The sequence below is a fragment of the Micromonospora sp. LOL_014 genome, from assembly GCF_048060245.1.
Classification (GTDB): domain Bacteria; phylum Actinomycetota; class Actinomycetes; order Mycobacteriales; family Micromonosporaceae; genus Micromonospora_E.
In genome coordinates, this window is the sequence record NZ_JBHMIP010000003.1 from 251,211 (window position 1) to 274,655 (window position 23,445).

The window sequence follows — 23,445 nt, forward strand, 5'->3', positions numbered from 1 at the left end:
GAGGAGGACAGGGTGAGTTCCAAGGACTGGCTGGAAAAGGACTTCTACGCCGTACTGGGGGTGCCCAAGACGGCCTCCGCCGACGAGATCAAGAAGGCGTACCGCAAGCTGGCCCGCGAGTTGCATCCCGACCACAATCCCGGCAACTCGGCCTTTGAGGAGCGGTTCAAGGCGGTGTCGGAGGCGTACAACGTGCTCGCCGACGATCGGCGGCGCAAGGAGTACGACGAGATGCGCTCGCTGTTCGGTTCGGGTGCGTTCCGCCGGGGGGCGCGTGGCGGCGGGCCGGGCTTCGACCCGGCCGACCTGTTCGGCGGCTTCGCCGGGGCTGGCGGTGCCGGCGACCGTCGGTTCGGCGGGGCCGGGTTTTCCGACATTTTCAGCTCGATCTTTTCCGGCGGCGGCGGGGGCGGGATGCGTACCCGTGGACCGGCCCGAGGCCGCGACGTCGAGGCCGAGGTGGTGCTGGACTTCGGCGCCGCCGTACGCGGCACGACGCTGCCGCTGAGCCTGCGGGCACCTGGGGTGTGCGACACCTGCCACGGCAACGGTGCCAAGCCAGGCTCGGTGCCGAGGACCTGCCCGACCTGTGCCGGGTCCGGGCTGACCACCCGCAACCAGGGGTCGTTCAGCTTCTCCGAGCCGTGCCGTGACTGCCAGGGGGTGGGCACGATCGTCGACGAGAAGTGCCCGGAATGTCATGGCTCCGGTGGGGTGACCAAGACCCGGACGCTGAACGTCCGCTTCCCATCCGGCGTGGCGGACGGCCAGCGGATCCGGTTGGCCGGGCGGGGCGAGCCGGGCGACCGGGGTGGCCCGGCCGGTGACCTGTACGTGCTGGTCAAGGTCCGCAACGACGAACTGTTCGGGCGGACCGGCGACGATCTCACGTTGACCGTGCCGATCACCTACGCCGAGGCGGTGCTCGGCACCGACCTGCGGGTCCCGACCATGGACGGTGCCGTAACGCTTCGGGTGCAACCGGGTACACCGAGTGGGCGTACCTTGCGGGCGCGCGGCAAGGGTGTGCCCCGCCGGGACGGCACCGCCGGTGATCTTCTGGTTACCGTCGAGGTCGTCGTTCCGGCTACCGTGGACGAGTCGGCACAGGCCGCCCTGCGGACCTTCGCGGAGCACACCCCCGCTGCCGACCGGGAACGTCTCGCCGCCCGGCTGCGTCGCAACGAGGAGCAGGCCGCCGGGTCGCCGCGAGGGACAGACGGGAGGTGAGTGAGGGGTGGACGAGGATCTGCTGATCACGTTCGAGGCCGCCTCCGACGCCAAGGTCCTGATCATCTCGGTGGCGGCGCGGATGGCCGGCATGCATCCGCAGACGCTGCGCCAGTACGACCGGCTGGGCCTGGTGCAGGCCGGCCGGGCGGCTGGCGGCGGCCGCCGGTACAGCGTCCGGGACGTGGTGCTGCTGCGCGAGGTGCAGCGGCTCAGCCAGGACGACGGCGTCAACCTGGCCGGCATCAAGCGGATCATCGGGCTGGAGCAGCTCGTCGGCGACCTGCAGCAGCAGGTTGACGGGTTGCGCGCCGAGCTGGCCGAGGCGTACCGGCGGATCGCCGAGCTGGAGTCGGTCGGCCCGTACCCGCGACGTGACCTGGTCCCGACCAGCCGCACCTCAACCGCGCTGGTGGTGTGGCGGCCCAACCGGGGCAGCCGGCAGGAGTAAGCGGGGGCGGAGCCGGACCGGTCCGTCGGTCACTCAGCCGGCGGGAGCCGTTGACGATCAGCTGAGCCGGCGGGACTCGCGGATGCTAGCTCAGCCGGCGGGACTTACGGACCAGGCCGCCTTCGCACCAGTCGTGGTAGTCGAACAGCTGCGGCTTGGCCAGCAGCACCCGGGTGTTGTGCGCCCAGACCGACATCAGCTCGTCGCCGTCCTGCTCGGCCTGCTCGACCAGCTTGCGCAGCCGCCGTTTCGGGTGGGCGCGGAAGTTGGTCCGGATGCCGTCCGCCGCGTAGATGTAGAGGCAGTGCAGCGCAAACCGGCGGGCCGGACAGGTCGGATCCATCGCCAGGTCGAACAGCGTGGTGATCAACCGGTCACCGGAGACGAGCAGGTCCCAGTCCTGCGGCATCGACTGCAGCGGGACCGAGTCCGGCTGGTATGCCCAGGCGCGCAGCTCGGCGGGCGACGGGTCCACCGGGTTGGTGAAGCCGCGGAACGCCGACTCTTGCACGCTCAACGGGGACCCTCCCGTTCGCGGCCGACAGGGCACAACCGGCCCTGGGCCTACCACTAGCTACTGCCGCGCCACGGTAGCGTGTCGGAGGGTGATCGGGGAAGTCCCTGGTAATGCCTTTCACGAAGCCGGTACGTGCCGGTCCGCTTCCGTCAGGTGATCCCCGCTGGCCGCGAGGGGTGCGGGCCGCCTCCGCAGCCGACGCTTGAACCAGCGGGAATCCGGAATCCGGGCCAGCACCGGTCCGGTCACCACGGTGATCAGCACGTACGCGGTGGCCAACGGCGCGAGCGCCGGCTCGATACCGGAGCTGGCGACCGCCAGGCCGGCGATCACGATGGAGAACTCCCCACGCGGCATCAGCGCCAGCCCGGCCCGCCACCGACCGGGAGCGGCGATACCGGCCCGCTTGGCGGCCAGGTAACCGGTCAGCACCTTGGTGCACATCGTCACCACCGCCAGCCCGAGGGCCGGCAGCAGCACCGGCGGGATGTCCCGGGGGTCGGTCACCAGCCCGAAGAAGACGAAGAAGACCGCAGCGAACACGTCCCGCAGCGGGGTGAGCAGTTCGGTGGCGCTGTGCGCCACCGGCCCGGACAGCGCGATGCCGACCAGGAACGCGCCGACCGCCGCGGAGACCTGCAGTTCGGCGGCGATCCCGGCGACCAGCAGGGTCAATCCGAGTACGCCGAGCAGCAGCGCCTCCGGGTCGCGTACCGACAGCAGAGCGGAGATCCGGTGGCCGAACCGGACCGCGACCAGCAGCACGACGGTGACCGCGGTGACCGCCACCGCGACCGCCAGGCTGCCGGCGGCGAGCCCGGCGCCGATCAGCACCGCGCTGAGCACCGGCAGGTAGAACGCCATCGCCAGGTCCTCGACGACCAGGATCGACAGGATGACCGGCGTTTCCCGGTTACCCAGCCGGCCCAGGTCGCCGAGCATCTTGGCGATCACGCCGGACGACGAGATCCAGGTGATCCCGCCGAGCACCACGGCGGCGGTCGGCCCCCAGCCGAGCAGCAGGGCGAACGCGACCCCGGGCAGCGCGTTGAGCAGCGCGTCGATCAGGCCGGCCGGTGCCGCCCGGCGCAGGTTGCCGATCAGCTCGCTCGCCGAGTACTCCAGCCCGAGCATCACCAGCAGCAGCACCACGCCGATCTCTGCCCCGACGGCGAAGAAGTCCTGGATGTCGTGCAGCGGGAGCAGGCCGCCGTGACCGAACAGCAGCCCGGCGAGCAAATAGAGCGGGATCGGCGACAGCCCGTAGCGCCGGGACAGGCGGCTGAGCAGCCCGAGGAGCAGCAGCAGCGCGCCGAGTTCGATCAGCAGCAGTGCGCTGTCGTGCATGGCCGGGTCAGCCGGCCGGGTCGTCGTCGGCGAGGATGCCGCCCACGCCGTCCAGCCCGGACCTGGTACCGACGACCACCACCACGTCGCCGGCGGCGAACCGGAACTCCGGCCCCGGGGAGGCCAGCACCTCCCGGTTGCGCAGCACCGCCACGATCGACGCCCCGGTACGGGTCCGCGTCTTGGTGTCGCCGAGGGTGCGGCCGACGAACGGCGAGCCAGCCGAGATCGGCACCTGCTCGGTGAGCAGCCCGGCCGCCTGGTCGCGCAACCCGGCGAGCTGGCTGAGCATCAGCGACGCGCCGAGGATGTCGGCGAGCGCCTCCGCCTCGTCGTCGGTCAGCGGGATGTCGGCGTCACAGGCGTCCGGATCGTCCCGGTCGTAGAGGACGAGGTCACGACGCCCTGACCGGTGACTCACCACGCCGATCCGTCGGCCTGACTCGGTCATCAGGTCGTGGCGTACTCCGATGCCGGGGAGATCGACCTGTTCCACACGTGCGCGCACACCGTCCACGCTACGCCGCCTAAGGGCAGACGGTCGCGCCGCGTCCCGGCAGACTGGTGCGGACGCGGTGCCGAATCGGCCAGGAGTGGTCGCCGGACCGGGCGGTTGTGGGGCGCGGGCGGAAGGAGAGGGTGGATGCGACGTCGGGTAGGCGGGTCGGTCGCGGCCGTCGGTCTGTCGGCCGTGCTGATCCTCACCGGGTGTTCGATCGGCGACATCCGCCGGCCACCTCCAGACCGCGCGGCCCCGTCGACGGACGCGACGGGGCCTGTCGGCGGGCCCGCCGTCGAGGTACGCCCGATGCGGGTGCGGGCCGGCTACAACGCCCCATTCGTCGCGTTCGACGACGCCGACCACGGGTACGCCTTCTTTCACGGATGCAACGCCCGGGCGTCCGTCGGGGTTGCGTCGGGTTGCCCGTCGCAGCTCTACGCGACCGCCGACGGCGGCCGGTCCTGGCAGCACCGGGAGCACCCGGACCCGGCGGCGGTGGAGCATTCGATGCTGGTCGGCTACGGCAGCCTGGTGCTGTCCGCCGGCGCGGCCTGGTACCGGTCGGTCGACGGGGGTGTGACCTTCACCCAGGGTGACAGTCCGGACGGGTCGATGCCGCCCGAGTTCGCCAGTTGGGACGGGCCGTACCAGGTGTGTTGCCGAACCGATCCCGTGCCGCGGGTCGTCGAGGTGACCGAGCAGGGGACGGTCCCGTTGGCCCCGCAGCCGCCGATCCCGGTGGTGCAGACCGTCGGCCACATCGGCGACAAGCTGACCGTGGCCGGGCTGCACGACGGCCGGCTGCATGTGGCGTTCGGCGCGCCGGTGGCGACCGACGATGATGGCGGCGGTGGGCCAGGGGTGCGCTGGCTGTGGCGGACCGACGCGGTCACCGTCGCGGATCCGGAGCGGATCCGTCAGCTCGTCGTGGAGACGACGCCGTCGGGCGGTTACTGGCTGATCGGCGAGCCGGTGCCCCTGCCGGGTGAGTTTCCGCTCGTCTGGCGGGCCGATTGGGGTCGGCTGGAGCCGGTGCGGTTCGATGACCCGCCGCCGGAGGTGATGTCGGTGCTGCCGGACGGTGGCCGGCTGCTGGTCACCACCAGTACCGGTGTCTGGTCGGTCGGCTCCGACGGCCGCTTCGAGCCGGTTGACTGGCCGGTGCAGGGCGCCTACCTGACCCGGCTGCGGGACGGGACGGTGCAGGCGGTCCGGCCGGGCGGCGCGGTGCTGCTCAAGGCGCGACAGCCGTCGGGTGCCGGGTGGGTGGAGATCTCCTGGGAACCGTACGGGCGGTAGCCCGGTGCGGGTCGGGCTTCGGCGGTCGACTCGTCGATCGGAGTTGAGTGGAATAGACTCAAGTCTGGTGGTGTCCTCATCAGTGGACCAACCTGCCGTACAGGGGAGCTCATGAACGCCGAACGTTTGACCACCAAGAGTCGCGAAGTCATCACCGCCGCGGTCGCCATCGCCAACCAGCGGGGCCACGCCACGGTCGAACCGTGGCATCTGCTGCTCTCCCTGCTGGACACCGGCGGCTCAACCGCCGCCGGCCTGCTGCGGGCCGTCGGCGCCAACCCGGTGGAGATCCGCCGGTCCGCCGTACGGACCGTGGAGAACCTGCCCGCCGCGCGCGGCTCCAGCGTCGCCGAGCCGAGCCTGTCCCGCGAGTTCGCCAACGCGATCGGCGCGGCCGAGCAGATCGCCCGTCCACTCGGCGACGAGTACACCTCCACCGAGCACCTGTTGGCCGGCCTGGCCCGGGTCGGCGGGGCCGTCGCCGGGCTACTCAAGGATGCCGGAGCCACCGAGGAAAACCTGGTCGCCGCGTTCCCGTCGGTACGCGGCGGCGACCGCCGGGTCACCACCGCCGACCCCGAGCAGACCTACCAGGCCCTGGAGAAGTACGGCGTCGACCTGACCGCCAGCGCCCGGGACGGCAAGATCGACCCGGTGATCGGCCGGGACGCCGAGATCCGCCGGGTGATCCAGGTGCTGTCCCGGCGTACCAAGAACAACCCGGTGCTGATCGGCGAACCCGGCGTCGGCAAGACCGCGATCGTCGAAGGGCTCGCCCAGCGGATCGTCGCCGGCGACGTACCCGAGTCGCTGCGCGACAAGCGGCTGGTGTCGCTCGACCTCGGCGCGATGGTCGCCGGTGCGCAGTACCGGGGCCAGTTCGAGGAGCGGCTCAAATCCGTCCTGGAGGAGATCAAGAGCTCCGACGGCCAGGTGATCACCTTCCTCGACGAGCTGCACACCGTGGTCGGTGCCGGCAAGGGCGAGGGCTCGATGGACGCCGGCAACATGCTCAAGCCGATGCTGGCCCGTGGCGAGCTGCGGATGGTCGGCGCCACCACCCTCGACGAGTACCGCGAGCACATCGAGAAGGACCCGGCGTTGGAGCGCCGGTTCCAGCCGGTGCTGGTCGGCGAGCCGACCGTGGAGGACACCATCGGCATCCTGCGCGGGCTCAAGGAACGCTACGAGGTGCACCACGGCGTACGGATCACCGACGCCGCGCTGGTCGCCGCCGCCGGCCTGTCCGACCGCTACATCACCGACCGGTTCCTGCCGGACAAGGCGATCGATCTGGTCGACGAGTCCGCCTCCCGGCTGCGGATGGAGATCGACTCCCGGCCGGTCGAGGTCGACGAGATCGAGCGGGCCGTCCGCCGGCTGGAGATCGAGGAGATGGCGCTGGCCAAGGAGCCGGACCCCGGCTCGGCGCAGCGCCTGGAGCGGCTGCGCCGGGAGCTGGCCGACAAGCGCGAGCAGTTGACCGCGCTCAGCGACCGCTGGCAGCTGGAGAAGGGGCACATCACCCGGATCTCCACCGCCCGCGAGGAGTTGGAACGCCTCGGCGGCGAGGCCGAGCGGGCCGAACGCGACGGTGAGCTGGAGCGCGCCGCCGAGCTGCGGTACGGCCGGATCCCGGCGCTGCAGGGCGAGCTGGCCCGCGCCGAGACCGAGCTGGCCGCGCTGCAGGCCGACGGCGCGATGCTCAAGGAGGAGATCGGCGCGGACGACATCGCGGCCGTCGTCGCCGCCTGGACCGGCATCCCGGCCGGCCGGCTCATGGAGGGCGAGACCGCCAAGCTGCTACGGATGGAGTCCTCGCTGGGGGCCCGGGTGGTCGGCCAGGCCGCCGCCGTCACCGCCGTCTCCGACGCGGTCCGCCGGGCCCGGGCCGGGGTCGCCGACCCGGACCGGCCGACCGGCAGCTTCCTCTTCCTCGGCCCGACCGGCGTCGGCAAGACCGAGCTGGGCAAGGCGCTGGCCGGGTTCCTCTTCGACGACGAGCGGGCCATGGTTCGCATCGACATGAGCGAGTACGCCGAGAAGCACTCCGTGGCCCGGCTGGTCGGTGCCCCGCCCGGCTACGTCGGGTACGAGGAGGGCGGTCAGTTGACCGAGGCGGTACGCCGCCGGCCGTACTCGGTGATCCTGCTCGACGAGGTGGAGAAGGCTCACCCGGACGTCTTCGACGTGCTGCTGCAGGTGCTCGACGACGGTCGGCTCACCGACGGGCAGGGCCGTACGGTCGACTTCCGCAACGCGATCCTGATCCTCACCTCCAACCTCGGCTCGACGCTGATCAACGACCTGACGTTGACCGAGGAGCAGCGCCGCGACGCGGTGCTGGCCGTGGTCCGGGCGCACTTCAAGCCGGAGTTCCTCAACCGGCTGGACGACATCGTGGTCTTCGCGATGCTCAGCGGCGCCGAGCTGCGGTCGATCGTGGACATTCAACTGGACCGGATGCGCCGGCGGTTGGCCGACCGGCGGCTGACCCTGGACGTCGACGACACTGCCCGCAGCTGGCTGGCCGAGCACGGCTACGACCCGATCTACGGAGCCCGGCCGCTGCGTCGACTGGTCCAGTCGGCGATCGGCGACCAGTTGGCCAAGGCGCTGCTGGCCGGCGAGATCCGTGACGGCGACACCGTCCGGGTGCAGCTCGCCGACGACAAGGAAGGGCTGGCGGTGCAGGCCGGCTGACCGGCATCGATGTGCATCGGTGAGTGCTGTCGATCGCTCTGCTCGACGGCGAGGCCGGGTTCGGCGACGAAACGCGAGGTCGACGCGGCGTCCGTTTGCCCCGTGTCACTGGCGGGGTACCGCTACGGTGATCTTCCGAAGCTTCGGGAAGGAGAGCCGTGTCGGATCCGAATCCGGCCGCGCCACCGGTCAAGGCGCGGCCGAGCACCGTCACCATTTCGAGTTACCTGCTGTTCCTGATCGCCGCGCTGCAGGTCGTCGGCCTGATCGTCGCGCTGTCGGTGATGGGCACGATGCAACAGGTCTACGAGGACGCCTACGCCGGCACCGACATGGAGGCCATCAGCAGCCTTACGACGATCTCCCTGATCGCCGGCGCGATCTTCGGCCTGCTGATCGCCGCCGGCCTGGTGGTGCTGGCTCTGCTCAACAACCGGGGCAAGAACCCGTCTCGGATCGTCACCTGGGTGCTCGGTGGCATCTTCCTCTGCTGCTCCGGGGGCGGGCTCGCGCTCGGAGCGGCCGGCAGCGCGTTGCCCACCGGCCCGACCAGCACCGACCCGGACATGCCGGACCCGGCGCAGGTGCAACGGGATCTGGAGGCCGCGCTGCCCGGCTGGTACGAGCCGGCCAACCTGTTGCTCGGCGTCGTGACCGTGCTGGCGCTGCTGGCCGCGCTGATCCTGCTGGCGCTGCCGCCGTCGAACGACTTCTTCCGTAAGCCGGCCGTGGCCTGGGAGCCGCCGGTGCCGGGCGGTGGGTACGGCGTGCCGCCGATGCCGGGCGGCGCCTACCCGAGTTACCCAGCCGCCCCCGGTGGGCCGCCGGCTGCCGGCCCACCGCCGACGGCCACCCCGCCCGGTCCGCCGCCGACCCCTGGCGCGCCGCCGGCTGCCGAGCCGCCGGAGAATCCGCCGGGCAACCCCCCGCCGCCGACCAGCTGACGATCAGTCGATCACGGGTCGGTCCGCCCGGGGCGGACCGACCCGCCGGTACGGGGAGACCCGGTCCTCGTAGGAGGTGACGACGTGGGGGACAAGCCTGCCCTGCGTACCGCACTGGTCACCGGGGCCACCGCCGGCCTCGGTGCCAGCTTCGCCCGTCGGCTCGCCGCCGACGGGTATCGGCTGGTGCTGGTCGCCCGTGACCGGCAGCGGCTCACCACGTTGGCGGACGAGTTGGCCGACCGGCACGGCGTGACCGTCGAGGTGCTCGACGCCGACCTGGCTACTGACGGTGGAGTGACCGCCGTGGCCGACCGGCTGCGGTCCGTCGACGCGCCGGTCGACCTGCTGGTCAACAACGCGGGCATCGGTCTGAACCGGTCGTTCCGGCGCACCGATGAGGCGGACGAGCTGCGGCTGCTGCGGCTCAATGTGGAGGCGGTGCTGCGGTTGACGCATGCTGTCCTGCCCGGCATGGTGCAACGCCGACAGGGCAGAGTGATTAATGTCTCGTCGGTGGCGGGCTTTGGGCCATTAGCAGCTGGTTCGACCTATTCGGCGAGCAAGGCCTGGGTGACAAACTTCAGTGAGTCGATCGACATGTCGGTCCGCCACCTCGGGGTGCGGGTGATGGCGTTGTGCCCGGGCTACGTCCGCACCGAGTTCCACGAACGCGCCGGCATCCGGACCTCCGGCTCGCCGACCTGGCTGTGGCTGCGGGCCGACGACGTGGTCGCCGATGGCCTGCGGGACCTGGCCAGGGGGCGGGCGGTGAGCGTCCCCGACTGGCGCTACAAGACGCTCGCCACTGTGGTGCGTCACGCTCCGCATGGACTGCTCCGGTTGGCGGCCGGGCGCCCAAAGAGTCGCGAGTGAGCCGAAGAGCGTATCAGCGGGTACGTCGCTGCACTGGTCGCCGCGTTGACCAGGGATTTCGTGGTGTATGACCAGGTAGCGAGGCGGATGGTGGATATCGGCGAGTTGCCGGGCCGGCGGATGGGGACCCAGTGACGGGCAGTACTCTTTGTGACATGGGGAACCTCGACGACCTGCGCAAATTCATCACTGACCTGGCCGTGGTGCACGGCAGAGTGGTGTTGTCGTCAGGTCGCGAGGCTGACTGGTACGTCGACCTGCGGCGGGTGACGCTGCACCACGCCGCCGCACCGCTGGTGGGACGGGTGCTGCTCGATCTCACCGCGGACTGGGAGTACGACGCGGTTGGTGGCCTGACGTTGGGAGCGGACCCGGTGGCTCTGTCCATGTTGCACGCCGCTGCGGCGGAGCAACGGCGACTGGATGCCTTCGTGGTGCGCAAGGCTGGCAAGACGCACGGACTCCAGCGACGGATCGAAGGGCCGGACGTGGCCGGCCGGCGGGTGCTGGCAGTGGAGGACACCTCGACGACCGGCGGAAGCGTACTGACCGCTGTCGAGGCGTTACAGGAGGCAGGGGCTGAGGTGGTCGGCGTGGCGGTGATCGTCGATCGTGGGGCCGGTGACGCGGTTCGGGCAGCCGGACTGGCCTATCGGGCCGCCTATACGTTGGCTGACCTCGGCCTTCCGGCCTAAAAGTTTGCCGATTCGGATCTGCTGATATGCAGGCGGATCGATGCTGTTTGGTGGAAGGATGGGTTTCGTGGGAACTGCGTTGGCTGAAATGACCATGCCTCAAATCTCGCCGCTTGCCGGCGAGCCGATCGAACGCGCGGACGCGGAGCGACTCGCTGGAGTCCTCAAGGCGCTCGCCGACCCGGCCCGACTCAGGCTGCTCAGCCTGATCCAGTCGGCGCCGGAAGGCGAGGCCTGCGTCTGCGACCTCACCGCTCCGCTGGGGCTCTCCCAGCCGACGGTGAGCCACCACCTGCGTATCCTCACCGAGGCCGGCTTGCTGGAGCGGGAGAAGCGCGGAGTGTGGGCTTACTACCGGCTGGTGCCGACCGCGATCGCCACGATCGCGGATCTGCTGACCCCGCCGCGTAAGCGCGCCACCAAGAAGGCACGCTGACCTGACGGCGCCTTGCCTGGTCGACTCGCGGAGGCGGAGCTGCCAGGCAAGGTGCCCAAGGTTTACGGAGGTCGCCGCGTGACGTACATCGCTGGCGATCTGCGGGACCAGCTTGCCCACGTCGGGTCCGACGTGGTGCGCGCCGGTCTCGTCGTGGGCTCCGGCGGCAACCTTTCCGCCCGCCTGCCGGGCGACGATGAATGCTGGGTAACCGCGTCCGGCACCTGGCTGGACCGGCTCGGCCCGGCATCGTTCGCCCGGGTGCGGATCGCGGACGGCTGCACCCTGCCCGACGAACCGCAGGTCCGACCGACCAGTGAGCTGGCGCTGCACCTGGCGGTCTACCGTGCCCGCCCCGACGTCCGCGCCATCGTGCATCTGCACCCGCAGAGCATGCTGCTGCTGGACACGCTCGGCGTACCGATTCGGCTGGTCACCACCGACCACGCCTTCTACCTGCGGCGCGTCGTCACCGTGCCGTTCGCGCCGCCCGGCGGACAGCGGCTCGCCCGAGCCGCCGCCGACGCGGCCGCCGACGGCACCAACTGCCTGATCCTGTCCCGGCACGGCTGCTCCGTACTGGCCGGGTCGGTGGAACTCGCCCACAAGCGGGCGGTCAACCTGGAAGAGGCCGCCCGGCTCACCTACCGGGCACTGGCCATCGGTCGGCTCGACGACCTGACGCCGCTGCCGGCCGACTACCTCGACCGGCTGCCGGACGCGGAGCACGGCACCGTCTGACCCGACCGGACCGGACCGACCCGATGAGGAAAAGCCCGCTGGGCCGGTCGGCCAACCGGCCGGCGGACCAGCTCAGTGGTGGGTCGGCAGCTGCGGCGACTCCTCCTGGGTGACATCGACCGCCGCGCGGCGCAGCCGACGCTGCTCCAGAACCACCATCGCGGTGACGATGGCGACCCCCAGCACCAGCAGCAACACCACCGACAGCACGTTGCTGCCAGGGGCGAGCAGCCCGCGCTCCTCGGTCTGCCACGGCCACAGCGCCCGCAGGCTACCGACGATCACCCCGGTCATCACCGCCAGGGTCACCCGCCGGTGGTGCTCCAACAGGTACTGCAGCAGCTTCACGAACAGCGTCAACCCGACGAGCATGCCGACGGCGAAGACCGCCAGGTAGCCGACGTCGCGGTCGTTGACCGCCTCGATGGTCGGCTCGTAGAGCCCGACGGTCAGCAGCAGGAACGACCCGGACACGCCCGGCAGCACCAGCGCGCAGACCGCGACCGCGGCGGCCAGCAGCACCACCACCGGGTTCGGGTCGATGCTGGCCGACGGTAGACCGGTCAGCACGAACGCAGCGACCCCGGCGGCGACCACCGCGAAGACGTCCCGGCCGCGCCACGGCCGGCCGATCATCGAGACCGGCACTAGCACCGAGGCCAGCACCAGGCCGAAGAACAACCCTCGGGTGTGCTCCGGGTACTCCTCCAGCATCGGCTCCAGCAGCCGGGCCGCCAGCAGCAGACCCGGCAGCATGCCCAGCGCCAGCGGGATGATCACCCCCCAGTGCACCTGCCGGAACTGCTCCCCGCTGCGCGCCCAGCCCTGCTTACGGGGCACGTCGGTGACCGCGTACCGGACCGCGCTGATCAGGTGCCCGGCCGAGGCGATGAGCCGCTCGTACACGCCGGTGACCAGGGCGATGGTCCCGCCGCTGACCCCCGGGACGGCCTCTGCCACCCCGATCGCCGCACCCCGGAACATATGGCCGACACGTTCGCGCACTGACATTCGCAGAACCATACCGGGCCAGTGCTCACAGTCGTGGGTCGACCGGTTCGGACTCGCAGGCGAGCACCGCGAAGACCAACTCGTGCCGGCGCCACAGCGGTGCGCCGGTGGCCAGCAGATCCAGCGCGGCCAGACCGAGACCGTGTTCGCGCAGCGCCATCGACCGTTTTCGGCCCAGCGACCGCCGGCGCAGCTCGGCCAACCGCTCCGGTTCGGTGTACTCCGGACCGTAGATGATCCGCAGATACTCCCGGCCCCGGCACTTGACGCCGGGCTGCAGCAGCCGGCCGGTGCCGCTGCGGGCGGTCAGTCCGGCGTACGGCTTGACCACCATGCCCTCACCGCCGGCCGCCGTCAGCTCCGACCACCAGTCGGTGGCGTCGGTCACCGCCGCCTCGTCAGTGAGCTCCACCACCCGCCGACGGGTGGTGGTGAACAGCTGCGGATCGGCCGCCACCAGCGCGTCCGCGCACTCCAGATGCCAGCCGTGGTCGCGGTCGGCGTACGAGCGGCCGTCGGCGGCCAGCACCGCGAACGGCGCCAGCGTCACCGCGTCCGGGTCACCGACGTACGCCCGGTAGGCGTCGGCGTACCGGTCGACGTCGCCGGCCCGGCGGGCCAACCGGGCACGCAGCTGCCCGACCGGCAGGCCCCGACCGGCGGCGGCGTCGAGCACGTCCAACGCGGCGGGCAGCGCGGCCCGGCCGGCGGCGGCGACGCTGGCGTACTGCTCGCGGATCAGCCCGAGCGCCTTCGCCGACCAGGGCAGCAGCTCGCAGTCGAGCAGCAGCCAGCCGGCCGGCCCGGCACCGGTGGTTAGCCGCTGCCACAGCCCGGCCGCCTCGGCCGCCGCCCGGATCCGGGCCAGCAGCGCCTCGGTCCGCTCGTCGGAGGTGAAGAACGGCCGCCCGGTCCGGGTGTGCACCACCCCGCCGCCGGGGCCGAACAGTGGGCCCCCCGCCGGGTCGCGGCAGACCAGCACCACCGCCCGGGATCCCATGTGCTTCTCCTGGCAGACCACCCGGTCGACACCGGCGGCCCGGTAGTCGGCGAACGCCTCCGCCGGATGCTCCAGGAACCCGTCCCGGGTCGACGTCGAGCAGGGCGACATGGTCGGCGGCAGCCAGACCAGCCACCGGGGATCCACCGCGAAGCGGCTCATCACCTCCAACGCGGCGGCCGCGTTCTCGGCCGGGACCGTCGTGGTGCCGTAGCCGTAGTCGATGTGCCGACGGCCGGTGACGTCGCGCAGGTCCAGCACGTCGTCGGGGCGGTCGGTGACCGGCCCGCCGATGTCGGCGGCACCCGGCTCGGCCGTCAGTGGCCGGACCGGCGGGTAGTACTCGCGGTCAGCCGGTACCGAGACGAGTTCCCGCGACGGGTAGCGCAGCGCGGTCAGCCGGCCGCCGAAGACGCAGCCGGTGTCGACGCAGATGGTGTTGTTCACCCAGTCGGGACGGGTCGTCGGGGTGTGCCCGTAGACCACGGTGGCGGCACCCCGGTAGTCGCGCGCCCACGGGTAGCGCACCGGCAGACCGTACTCGTCGGTCTCGCCGGTCGTCTCCCCGTACAGCGCGAAGCTGCGCACCCGGCCGGACGCCCGACCCTGGTATTCGGCCTTGAGCCCGGCGTGTGCCACCACCAGCGCGCCGCCGTCGAGCCGATAGTGGCTGACCAGCCCGTCGATGAACCGGGCGACCTCGTCGGTGAACCCGGCCGACTCGGCGGCCAACTGCTCCAGGGTCTCGGCCAGCCCGTGCGACACGGTCACCTTGCGTCCCCGCAGTTTGCGCAGCAGCTTCTGCTCGTGGTTGCCGGGCACGCAGAGCGCGGTGCCGGCCCGCACCATCCCCATCACCAGGCGCAGCACGCCGGGCGAGTCCGGGCCGCGGTCGACCAGGTCACCGACGAAGACCGCGGTACGCCCCTGCGGGTGCCGGGCGTCGACCGGTCGGCCGGCGTCGTCGCGGTCGAGCGCCCAACCCAGCTTCGTCAGCAGCGCCTCCAGTTCGGTGCGGCAGCCGTGCACGTCACCGATGATGTCGAACGGCCCGGTCAGCTCCCGCCGGTCGTTGTACAGCCGGGTCAGCCGGATCTCGGCGGCGTCGATCTCGTCGGTGCCGCGCAGCACGAACACGTGCCGGAATCCTTCCCGGGTCAGCCGGCCGACCGAGCGGCGCAGGTCACGCTGCATCCGGGTGATCACGTGCCGACCGAAGGCGCGGTCGGCCCGGCCCTGGGTCCGTTCCCAGCAGGTCTGCTCGGGCACGTCGAGCACCACCGCGACCGGCAGTACGTCGTGTTCCCGGGCGAGCGCGACCAGCCCGGCCCGGGCGTGCTCCTGCAGGTTGGTGGCGTCGACCACGGTGAGCCGGCCGGCCCGCAGCCGCTTGCCGGCGACGTAGTGCAGCGCGTCGAAGGCGTCCGCCGACGCCGACTGGTCGTTCTCGTCGTCGGCGACCATCGCCCGGAAGGTGTCCGAGGAGAGCACCTGGGTCGCGGCGAAGTGCCGGCGGGCGAAGGTCGACTTGCCGGAGCCGGAGACACCGACCAGGGCGATCAGGGCGAGTTCGGGGATCTCCAGCCTGTTCACCGGGCACCCCCGGCGCCGACGTCGTCGCGGCCGGTGCTGTCCGGGCCGGCGTCGTCGCGGGTGAAGACCGCCAGCTGGGTCGGCGGCCCCACGTCCGGATCGACCTCGCCGACCGGCCGAAACCCGACCCGGTAGCCGTACGCCGCGGCGACCCGGCCGGCCCAGTCGGCGAACTCGGCGCGGGTCCACTCGAACCGGTGGTCCGGGTGCCGCAGCGCGCCCGCGGCGAGGCCTTCGTAGCGCACGTTGTACTCCACGTTCGGGGTGGTCACCAGCACGGTGCCGGGGCGGGCGTGGCCGAAGACCGCTTCGGCCAGCGCCGGCAGCCGGGGCGGGTCGAGGTGCTCGACAACTTCCATCAGTACGGCGGCGTCGTAGCCGCGCAGCCGGTCGTCGCGGTAGGTCAGCGCCGACTGCCACAGCCGGATCCGCTGCTGCTGGCGCGCCGGGAGCCGGTCCAGTCGCAGCCGCCGGGCGGCCAGCTCCAGCGCCCGGGCCGACACGTCGGTGCCGACGATCTCGGTGAACCGGGGCTGGGCGAGCAGTTCGGTCAGCAGCGCACCGCCGCCGCAGCCCAGGTCGAGCACCCGGGTGGCACCGGCCTCGGCCAGCGCGGTGAGCACAGCGGCCCGGCGGGTCGCGGCCAGCGGTCGCGGCCGGACCACCGCCGGCAGCCCGGCGTCCTCGTCAGCGCCAGTGTCGTCGTCAGCACCAGTGACGTCGTCGACGGCGGCGTCGGCGAGCCGGAGCTCGGCGGCCCGCGCCTCGGCGAGCCGGTCCTCGGCGCGTCGGGCGAGCACCCGCCGGTGGGCCAGGTAACGCCGGGTGATCAACCGGCGTTCCGGGTGGCCGGCCAGCCAGCCCTCGCCGGCCCGGATCAGCTTGTCCAACTCGTCCGGGGCGATCCAGTAGTGCTTGGCGTCATCGAGCACCGGCAGCAGCACGTACAGGTGGTTGAGCGCGTCGGCGACCCGCAGCGTGCCGGTCAGGGTGAGGTCGACGTAGCGGCTGTCCCCCCACTGCGGGTAGCGCTCGTCCAGCGGAATGGGTCGGGCGGTCACCGTCCAGCCGAGCGGGGTGAACAGTCGCTCGGCGAGAGTCGCGCCGCCCCGGCAGCGCAGCACCGGCACCCGGATGGTCAGCGGCAGGGCGGTGCCGGGCAGCTCGGGACGGTCCCGGCTCTCCCCGCGCAGCGCGGACCGGAACACCTTGGCGAGCGCGGCGGCGAGCAGGCTGGACGCGGCGTACGGCCGGTCGTTGACGTACTGGCCGAGGGTGAAGCTCGCCGGCATCGCGGCCGTGCGCCGGCCACGGCGCGGACCGCCGGCGGCGAGCCGCGCCGGGTCAACGTCGAGCAGCAGCGCGGCGGTGCAGCGCTGTTCGGTGGCCTCCGGGTAGAACACGTGCGCGGTGCCGGTGGGTACGTCGAACGACTGCATCCGGTCCGGATGTTTGACCAGCAGGTAGCCGAGGTCGGTGGCGGGCCGGTGGGTCGTCGTCACGGTCATCAGCACCCGGGTGATGGTGCCAGCCGGCCACCACCGGTCGACACCGGTTATCGCGGTTGCCCGGTGGCCGTCGCGCCGTCGTCAGCGGTAGCCGTCGTCGTCATCGAGGTCGACGATGCGGGACTGCTCGACCGCGTCCCAGTCGTCAACCTCCAGACCGCGGTGTACCTCGGGTTGCTGCTCGACCGGGTTGGCCACGACCGACTGCTCGACCGCGTCGTCGGCGGGCGCCTCCGGGTCACGTTCCTCGGGAGCGAGGTGGTCCCCTGGGGCGATGTCCTCGTCCGGGTAGGTCATGTCGCCCTCCGTTCGTCCGTACCGGTGCTTCCACCACGGTACGGGTCAACCGGGGCGCCCGCTGACCACCGTCCAAGATAGGAGGCTTGTCCGTTTTTGTGACGCGGTGGTTTACTCCGGGTGGCAGGATGGGCGTATGGGATTTCTGATCAGGCTTGCGGTCAACGCGGTCGCCCTGTGGATAACCACGCTGATCGTGCCCGGCATCGACGTCACCGGGGACACCGCGACCAACAACGCGCTGACCCTGGTCATCGTGGCGCTGATCTTCGGACTGGTCAACGCGGTCCTCAAACCGGTCATCAAGGTCGTCGGCTGCGTCTTCTACCTGCTCACCCTCGGTCTGTTCGCCCTGGTCGTCAACGCCCTGCTCTTCCTGCTGACCGACTGGCTTGCGCAGCAACTGGACCTGCCGTTCGTCATCGACGGGTTCTGGCCGGCATTCTGGGGAGCGATCGTGATGGCCGTCGTCGGCTGGCTGATCAGCCTGGTCATCCCCGACAAGTACGACCGTCGCTGACCGTGCCCACAGACAGGGCCGATGTCGCCGGGGCGGTGCCGCTGCGGGATACTGCCTGACGGAGGACAGCGCGGTCCAGCGCAGTGAGCTGAGCATGGAATCCGGCCCGTCGACGGGCCGAACCGGTACAAAGGAGCGTTCGAGATGCCCATCGCCTCTCCCGAGGTCTACGCCGAGATGCTTGACCGCGCCAAGGCCGGCGCGTTCGCGTACCCCGCCATCAACGTCACGTCCTCGCAGACCCTCAACGCCGCGCTGCAGGGCTTCGCCGAGGCGGAGAGCGACGGCATCATCCAGGTCTCCACCGGTGGTGCCGAGTACCTCTCCGGCCCGACCGTCAAGGACATGGTCAGCGGCTCGCTGGCCTTCGCCGCCTTCGCCGAGGAGGTGGCCAAGAAGTACCCGGTCAACATCGCGCTGCACACCGACCACTGCCCGAAGGGCAAGCTCGACGGCTTCGTCCGCCCGCTGCTGGCCGCCTCCAAGGAGCGGGTCGCCGCCGGTGGCGCGCCGCTGTTCCAGTCGCACATGTGGGACGGCTCCGCCGTACCGCTGAAGGAGAACCTGGAGATCGCCACCGACCTGCTCGCCGAGGCCGCCGCCGCCAAGGTCGTGCTGGAGATCGAGGTCGGCGTCGTCGGCGGCGAGGAGGACGGCGTCGTCGGCGCCATCGACGAGAAGCTGTACACCACCGTCGAGGACGGGCTGGCCATGGTCGAGGCGCTCGGCCTCGGCGAGAAGGGCCGCTACATGGCGGCGCTCACCTTCGGCAACGTGCACGGCGTCTACAAGCCGGGCAACGTCAAGCTGCGGCCGGAGATCCTCAAGGAGATCCAGGACGCGGTCGGTGCCAAGTACGGCAAGGAGAAGCCGCTCAGCCTGGTCTTCCACGGCGGCTCCGGCTCGCTGCTGGAGGAGATCCGGGCCGCGCTGGACTACGGCGTGGTGAAGATGAACATCGACACCGACACCCAGTACGCCTTCACCCGCCCGGTCGTCACCCACATGTTCACCAAGTACGACGGGGTGTTGAAGATCGACGGCGAGGTCGGCGACAAGAAGTCGTACGACCCCCGGGCCTGGGGCAAGGCGGCCGAGGCCGGGATGGCCAAGCGGGTCGTCGGCGCCTGCGAGCACCTGCGCTCCACCGGCACCACGCTGGCCAAGTAACACCCACCGAACCACTCGCCGCGTGGCCGGTCCCGTACCCCGGGGCCGGCCGCGCGTCGCTGCCGGACGAACTACACCGGTAGGATCTACCGATTCAGAGTGGTCCGCTGCGGAGGTCGGTCGTGCTCGGCATCGATGGGTACGAGCCACAGTGGTGTCACGACGCCGCGACGCTCGCCGCCGCCCACCGGGCCCGGTTCTCCCGCATCATCGGACGTCCGCTGGTCGACACCTGGCTGATGTGGGACCTCGACCTGGACACCTGGTACGCCAACGGTCCGGTCATCCTCGGCTTCGGTGACGTCAACGTCGAGGTCACCCACCGCAAGTTCGACGAGTGCGCGATCACCTGGAACCAGGTGGACATGACGATGCCGGTGGACCAGCCCGGCCTGCGGCTGGACTGGCGCAGCGACCGCCACCCGGCGCCGCTGCCGGCCCGGGGCCGACCGCTGCGGGCGGTCAACGTGATCGAGCGGATCATGCCGTCGCACTGGCGGCCGCACGTGCTGCACGCGGTCGAGTTCCGCTTCGACGGTGCCCGGCTGGCCGTGCAGAACGCCCTCGACGAGAACGGCCTGTCCGCCGAACCCGACGTCGAGATGCCGATCGTCGCCTGGCGCCGCCGCCCCGTCGCCTGACCGGCCCGGTAGGGCACCGCACGTCCACCCATCACCCCGATCACCGAGGCCGGCGTCTGAGGCGTCGACCCAAGCCCGGTTGGTGTGGGCGGGGTCATTCGGGTTCGCCGGTGTGGTGGCGTAGGAGGATGACGGCGGTGAGGATGAGGAGTCCGGTGGTGAGGAGCCGCCGGGCCCGGTATTTGGTGTAGGCCCAGGTGATGCTGTTGCCCGCGTGGAGGATGGCGATGGCGAGCAGGACGAGGCCGAGGATGAGTACGGTGCCCTCGGTCACGGGTTGGTGGTTTCGGGGATGTGGTCGGCGGTCTGGGTGTGCGGTCGACGGTCGTGGCCTCGTGTCCGGAAGGTGACGTTGGCTTCGTTGAGGATTCGGTGCACGAAGCCGTAGGAGCGGTGGGTTTCGCGGGCGATGCGGCGGATGGAGTAACCGGCGCGGTACAGCTGCGCGAACTCGTTTCTGCAGCTGTACCGGTCGATACCGCTGATGCGTCGTCTTGGTGTCATCTGCCGGGTGGTCGCTGATACGGGTGGATGCGCCGTTGACTTGTCCTGAGCTTGTGTCCGGCTTGTGTCGAAGGCGGTGTTGGTGCCCGGCGTGGCGGGGGTGTGGCTGGTGTCGGGGAGGGTCATCACCGCTCGCGACCTGGACCGCCAGCGGCAGCGTGGGGGGTGCGGGGTTGGCGCCACATGGGCCATAGGGGTGGTCCGCCGTCGGGGAGGTGGATCGGGGTGGGGGTGGTGTCGTAGTAGCCGTGTCGTTGGTAGAGGCGGCGGGCACCGTGGCTGGTGGCGACGAGGTGGATGCCGGTGCCGGCGGTGTCGCAGGTGGTGTGGCGGTGGGTGAGCAGGGCGGTGCCCATGCCGTGGCGCTGCCGGTCGGGTGCGACGCCGAGGTAGGCGAGGTAGGTGTGAGGGCGGCGTCGGGGTGGTGGCGAACGCGTCGACCAGGGCGGGTACGAGTGGTGGGATGTCGTGGCGGTCGGCGACACGGATCACAGTGGTGGGGGTGGTCATCGGTGGATTTCCTTCCGGACGGTGGTGTGGGTGGTGGCGTCGGCTCCGGTGCCGACGGTGGCGTAGACGTGGGGGCGTGTGTGGTGCAGGACGGCGGCCCAGGCGAGGCCGGTGGTGATCGCGGCGGCGTAGAGGCCGGGCAGCGCCCACCGCGCGGGTGAGCCGGCAGGGGTGTCGAGGAGGTCCCCGAAGCCGGCGAGAGTGGCGGTGAGGATGACGGCAAGCACGACGAACGCCCCGGCGGGTGCGGCGGTGACGGCCCAGCGGCTCTCACCACGCCGGTGGTCGCGGAAGAACAGGACGGCGGCGAGGCTGGTCGCGGTCATCAGGCCCAGTACGCCGAGGCCACCGGTGACGGTCAACCAGAAGAACAGGTGGACGATCGGGTCCAACCCTGTCGCCGCGTAGGCGGCGATGACGAGGCCGGCCACGCTCGTCTGGGTCAGGGAGCCGAGTTTCGGTGCCCCGGTCCGGCCGTGGGTGCGGCCCAGGCTCGTGGGGAGGACGTGTTCACGGCCGAGCGCGAACAGGTAGCGGGCGACGAGGTTGTGGAAGGCGAGCAGGGCGGCGAACAGGCTCGTGACCAGCAGCAGCCGGCCCACGTCGACCACCAGCCCGGGTAGGTGGCCGCCGACGAGGGCGAACATCAACTCGGGTCCGTGCTGGGCGGCGGCGTCGATGATCCGGTCGGGGCCGGAGGCGGTCTGCATCGCCCACGCCGACCCGGCGTAGAGGATCGCGGTGACGGCGATCGCGGTGTAGGTGGCGTGGGCGACCGTGCGGCGGGGGTCGCGGGTCTCCTCCGCGAGGACGGTGGTGGCCTCGACACCGACGTAGCCGGCGATCCCGCCGACGAGGATCGCCGCCATCCCCGGCGCGGCCAGATGCGCCGGCTCCAACCCGTACAGCCCCAGCCCTCCGGCGGCGGGGTGGGTGGCCATGATCGTGTCGAAGACGACCACCACGGTGATCTCCGCGACCAGCAGCACACCCAGGACCCGGCCGTTGAGGTCGACCCGCGCCAACCCCAGACCCCCGACCAACAGCCAGCCGGCGACAGCCCACACCCACCACGGCACGTTGACACCGGCCACCGCCGCTGCGGCGGCCGCGACGACACCGAACGCCCCGTACAGGCCGACCTGCATCAGGTTGTAGGCCACCACCGCGACGAACGCCGCCGCCACACCCCAGGCGGGGCCGAGACCATGCGCGATGTAGGAGTACATCGACCCCGCGTTGACGACATGCCGCGACATGGCGACGTAGCCGACCGCGAACAGCAGCATCACCACCGCGGTCGCCGCATAGGCGACCGGCACACCGGTCAGGCCGGTCACCGCGTACGCCGTCGGCACCGCCGACGCGGCCACCGTCATCGGCGCCGCAGCCGCCAACACGAAGAACACCACCTGCGGCACCCCGAGCCGGGACCGGGCCAACACGGCGGCGACACCACCCCGACGCGGACGCGGCACACCATGAGAAACAGACACAACACACTCCCGAGAAAAGCCAAAAAGGGGGCAGGCCGACAAAAGGACAGCGGGCGTGCCGGTAGACGCCTGGCCAGCGGCGACGGTGGTCAGGTCCGACCGCCCAACACCGCCCGGCCCACCGCCGCCGCCAACTCGACCAACAGCACGTCGACCTGCGGCGGCAGCGGACTCACCAACCGGCCGAAACGCAGGCGAGCCCGTGGCCCGCCGTCGAGGAACCGGCTCTCGACACCAACAGCCACACACAAACCCGCCAAAGCCGTGTCGAACGCATCCAGCCGCTCACCCCGACGAACACGGGTCGCCAACCGGGCCCACGGCCACGCCGCCACATTCATGTCCACCGGCTCCCACACCGTCCGGGTCGCCATCAGCCGCCGGACCCGCACCGGCCGCACCACCCCGGCCTCGGCCAGCCGCTGCCCCACCGCCGGCACCGACGCGTCGGCCAGAACCTCAAGCCACACCGGGACCGGCTGCCCAGGCTCCGCCGCCACCCACGCAGCGACCTGCCGCTCGAACCCACCCACCCCCGCCACCGTCGACGGCGGACATGCCAGATGACCCGCTGGTGTCACCGCCAGTGAACCGGCCACGACCAGATCCGCCACCACAGCGGCCGCCACCCCGAACCCGGCGATCCGCGGCGTCAGCCGCAGCTGACCGGACACATCATGGTGAGCCAAGAGGAAGAACTCATCCGCCAACAGCCGACGATCAACCGGCAACGACAACGCCGACCGTCGATGAGTCCCGGACTGGTAGACGGTCATCGCGGGTGCCGTCCTGTCCACGGTTTGAATGGCCGGCGCGACGCTGCTCGTCGGTCGCGCAGGTCGAGGGCCGGCAGGTGGGCGTCTGGCTTGGTTGCGCGGTCGCGGTAGGTACGCGGCTGGCCGCCGAGTCTCGCTGCGAGGAGCCACTGATCGGCGGCACGCGGTAGACCCGAGCGCTGATCGACATGCTGCAAACAGCCTGGACAAGGCGGTGGATGTCGAACAGCCTCGACACGAACACTCGACGCTGGGGGTTACCTCAGCCGCGTACGCCTCATGGCTTTGGCCTGTTCAGCCGAGGTCGTGCTGGAACCTTGGTGTCGGGAGGTATCGACAGCGACGGAATAATGTGTGCGCTTGCACTGCCATCGGCCAGACACGCGGACAACCGCGACGCCAGCCCTAGACGAGTAGTTCCGAAGTTCGGTCAGTAGTCGTAGGCGATCAGTGACCGGGTGACGGGTGCGCCGGTCTTGTTGTTGTGCCAGATCGCGGCGGCCATCGCGAGGAGGCGTTGGGCCACCCGTACAGCGACGCCGGCGAAGGTCCGCCCACCGTGTTGTTCCAGGTCGAGTTGGCCTTTGAGAGTGTCGTTGACCGACTCGATCAACTGGCGGACCTTCTTGAGCATCGGTTCGCCGTAGCGGGCCTTCTCCTTCTTGCGTGACGGGCGTA

24 protein-coding genes and 1 pseudogene are annotated in these 23,445 nt (G+C 71.2%); 12 read left to right on the forward strand and 13 right to left on the reverse strand.

The features are described from left to right. Positions 1 to 12: 12 nt before the first annotated feature. A complete protein-coding gene (dnaJ, locus tag ACFHW1_RS04570) occupies positions 13 to 1,230 on the forward strand; it encodes a molecular chaperone DnaJ (protein WP_416551009.1) in 1,218 nt (405 codons plus the stop codon). A gap of 7 nt (positions 1,231 to 1,237) precedes the next feature. Then, positions 1,238 to 1,681: a heat shock protein transcriptional repressor HspR gene (locus tag ACFHW1_RS04575; RefSeq protein ID WP_416551010.1), complete on the forward strand. Its 444-nt coding sequence runs from the start codon at positions 1,238 to 1,240 to the stop codon at positions 1,679 to 1,681. A gap of 85 nt (positions 1,682 to 1,766) precedes the next feature. Here ACFHW1_RS04575 and ACFHW1_RS04580 read toward each other — a convergent pair whose 3' ends face one another. The 3 genes from ACFHW1_RS04580 to ACFHW1_RS04590 all read right to left on the reverse strand — a co-directional run bounded on the left by ACFHW1_RS04580 (position 1,767) and on the right by ACFHW1_RS04590 (position 4,053). Further along, on the reverse strand, positions 1,767 to 2,198 hold the full coding sequence (locus ACFHW1_RS04580; RefSeq protein WP_416551011.1) for a hypothetical protein: 432 nt from the start codon (positions 2,196 to 2,198) through the stop codon (positions 1,767 to 1,769). A 117-nt stretch (positions 2,199 to 2,315) separates the two neighbouring features. Then, positions 2,316 to 3,545 carry a cation:proton antiporter gene (locus ACFHW1_RS04585; RefSeq protein WP_416551012.1) on the reverse strand — a complete coding sequence of 410 codons (1,230 nt, stop codon included), beginning with the start codon at positions 3,543 to 3,545 and terminating at the stop codon, positions 2,316 to 2,318. A gap of 7 nt (positions 3,546 to 3,552) precedes the next feature. Then, positions 3,553 to 4,053, reverse strand: a complete 501-nt coding sequence (locus ACFHW1_RS04590; RefSeq protein ID WP_416551013.1) for a cation:proton antiporter regulatory subunit — start codon at positions 4,051 to 4,053, stop codon at positions 3,553 to 3,555. 135 nt (positions 4,054 to 4,188) lie between these two features. Here ACFHW1_RS04590 and ACFHW1_RS04595 point away from each other — a divergent pair, with 135 nt between their 5' ends. The 7 genes from ACFHW1_RS04595 to ACFHW1_RS04625 all read left to right on the forward strand — a co-directional run bounded on the left by ACFHW1_RS04595 (position 4,189) and on the right by ACFHW1_RS04625 (position 11,741). Beyond that, positions 4,189 to 5,346, forward strand: coding sequence for a hypothetical protein (locus tag ACFHW1_RS04595; RefSeq protein ID WP_416551014.1), 1,158 nt, complete (start codon positions 4,189 to 4,191; stop codon positions 5,344 to 5,346). A gap of 111 nt (positions 5,347 to 5,457) precedes the next feature. Next, entirely contained in the window at positions 5,458 to 8,049 is a 2,592-nt protein-coding gene (clpB, locus tag ACFHW1_RS04600) for an ATP-dependent chaperone ClpB (protein WP_416568762.1), read from the forward strand. Positions 8,050 to 8,207: 158 nt separating this feature from the next. After that, the gene (locus ACFHW1_RS04605; RefSeq protein WP_416614865.1) at positions 8,208 to 8,993 is read left to right on the forward strand and encodes a hypothetical protein; all 786 of its coding nucleotides are present in this window, start codon (positions 8,208 to 8,210) and stop codon (positions 8,991 to 8,993) included. 84 nt (positions 8,994 to 9,077) lie between these two features. Further along, entirely contained in the window at positions 9,078 to 9,869 is a 792-nt protein-coding gene (locus ACFHW1_RS04610; protein ID WP_416568760.1) for an SDR family NAD(P)-dependent oxidoreductase, read from the forward strand. A gap of 155 nt (positions 9,870 to 10,024) precedes the next feature. Further along, entirely contained in the window at positions 10,025 to 10,564 is a 540-nt protein-coding gene (gene pyrE / locus ACFHW1_RS04615) for an orotate phosphoribosyltransferase (RefSeq protein ID WP_416551018.1), read from the forward strand. 58 nt (positions 10,565 to 10,622) lie between these two features. Next, positions 10,623 to 11,000, forward strand: a complete 378-nt coding sequence (locus ACFHW1_RS04620) for an ArsR/SmtB family transcription factor (RefSeq protein WP_123606510.1) — start codon at positions 10,623 to 10,625, stop codon at positions 10,998 to 11,000. Between the two features lie 78 nt (positions 11,001 to 11,078). Further along, positions 11,079 to 11,741, forward strand: a complete 663-nt coding sequence (locus tag ACFHW1_RS04625; RefSeq protein ID WP_416551019.1) for a class II aldolase/adducin family protein — start codon at positions 11,079 to 11,081, stop codon at positions 11,739 to 11,741. A gap of 72 nt (positions 11,742 to 11,813) precedes the next feature. Here ACFHW1_RS04625 and ACFHW1_RS04630 read toward each other — a convergent pair whose 3' ends face one another. From ACFHW1_RS04630 to ACFHW1_RS04645, 4 genes are all read right to left on the reverse strand, one after another. After that, positions 11,814 to 12,752 (reverse strand): DUF368 domain-containing protein, encoded by a 939-nt coding sequence (locus ACFHW1_RS04630; protein WP_416551020.1) that lies wholly within the window; start codon positions 12,750 to 12,752, stop codon positions 11,814 to 11,816. 25 nt (positions 12,753 to 12,777) lie between these two features. Then, positions 12,778 to 15,345 (reverse strand): polynucleotide kinase-phosphatase, encoded by a 2,568-nt coding sequence (locus tag ACFHW1_RS04635; protein WP_416568757.1) that lies wholly within the window; start codon positions 15,343 to 15,345, stop codon positions 12,778 to 12,780. Beyond that, complete coding sequence (locus ACFHW1_RS04640) at positions 15,342 to 16,859, reverse strand: 3' terminal RNA ribose 2'-O-methyltransferase Hen1 (RefSeq protein ID WP_416551022.1); 1,518 nt, start codon at positions 16,857 to 16,859, stop codon at positions 15,342 to 15,344. The genes ACFHW1_RS04635 and ACFHW1_RS04640 overlap by 4 nt, the downstream gene beginning before the upstream one ends. A 75-nt stretch (positions 16,860 to 16,934) precedes the next feature. Then, positions 16,935 to 17,150, reverse strand: coding sequence for a hypothetical protein (locus tag ACFHW1_RS04645; RefSeq protein WP_123606506.1), 216 nt, complete (start codon positions 17,148 to 17,150; stop codon positions 16,935 to 16,937). 136 nt (positions 17,151 to 17,286) lie between these two features. On the opposite strand from ACFHW1_RS04645, the gene ACFHW1_RS04650 reads away from it, so the two are divergent. The 3 genes from ACFHW1_RS04650 (at position 17,287) to ACFHW1_RS04660 (ending at position 19,481) form a co-directional block, all read left to right on the forward strand. Beyond that, complete coding sequence (locus ACFHW1_RS04650) at positions 17,287 to 17,670, forward strand: phage holin family protein (protein WP_416551023.1); 384 nt, start codon at positions 17,287 to 17,289, stop codon at positions 17,668 to 17,670. A 144-nt stretch (positions 17,671 to 17,814) separates the two neighbouring features. Further along, complete coding sequence (gene fbaA / locus ACFHW1_RS04655; RefSeq protein WP_416551024.1) at positions 17,815 to 18,840, forward strand: class II fructose-bisphosphate aldolase; 1,026 nt, start codon at positions 17,815 to 17,817, stop codon at positions 18,838 to 18,840. A gap of 122 nt (positions 18,841 to 18,962) precedes the next feature. Continuing rightward, a complete protein-coding gene (locus ACFHW1_RS04660) occupies positions 18,963 to 19,481 on the forward strand; it encodes a hypothetical protein (RefSeq protein ID WP_416551025.1) in 519 nt (172 codons plus the stop codon). Positions 19,482 to 19,575: 94 nt separating this feature from the next. Here the strand turns inward: ACFHW1_RS04660 and ACFHW1_RS04665 are convergent, their stop codons facing one another. From ACFHW1_RS04665 to ACFHW1_RS04690, 6 genes and pseudogenes are all read right to left on the reverse strand, one after another. Then, the gene (locus tag ACFHW1_RS04665; protein ID WP_416551026.1) at positions 19,576 to 19,755 is read right to left on the reverse strand and encodes a hypothetical protein; all 180 of its coding nucleotides are present in this window, start codon (positions 19,753 to 19,755) and stop codon (positions 19,576 to 19,578) included. Beyond that, positions 19,752 to 19,985 carry a helix-turn-helix domain-containing protein gene (locus ACFHW1_RS04670; RefSeq protein ID WP_416551027.1) on the reverse strand — a complete coding sequence of 78 codons (234 nt, stop codon included), beginning with the start codon at positions 19,983 to 19,985 and terminating at the stop codon, positions 19,752 to 19,754. The genes ACFHW1_RS04665 and ACFHW1_RS04670 overlap by 4 nt, the downstream gene beginning before the upstream one ends. 125 nt (positions 19,986 to 20,110) lie before the next feature. Beyond that, positions 20,111 to 20,470 (reverse strand): GNAT family N-acetyltransferase, encoded by a 360-nt coding sequence (locus ACFHW1_RS04675; RefSeq protein WP_416551028.1) that lies wholly within the window; start codon positions 20,468 to 20,470, stop codon positions 20,111 to 20,113. Positions 20,471 to 20,491: 21 nt separating this feature from the next. Further along, on the reverse strand, positions 20,492 to 21,991 hold the full coding sequence (locus ACFHW1_RS04680; protein ID WP_416551029.1) for an APC family permease: 1,500 nt from the start codon (positions 21,989 to 21,991) through the stop codon (positions 20,492 to 20,494). Between the two features lie 89 nt (positions 21,992 to 22,080). Further along, the gene (locus tag ACFHW1_RS04685) at positions 22,081 to 22,767 is read right to left on the reverse strand and encodes a GOLPH3/VPS74 family protein (RefSeq protein WP_416551030.1); all 687 of its coding nucleotides are present in this window, start codon (positions 22,765 to 22,767) and stop codon (positions 22,081 to 22,083) included. A 430-nt stretch (positions 22,768 to 23,197) separates the two neighbouring features. Continuing rightward, positions 23,198 to 23,445, reverse strand: a pseudogene (locus ACFHW1_RS04690) (IS982 family transposase); the annotation flags it as partial.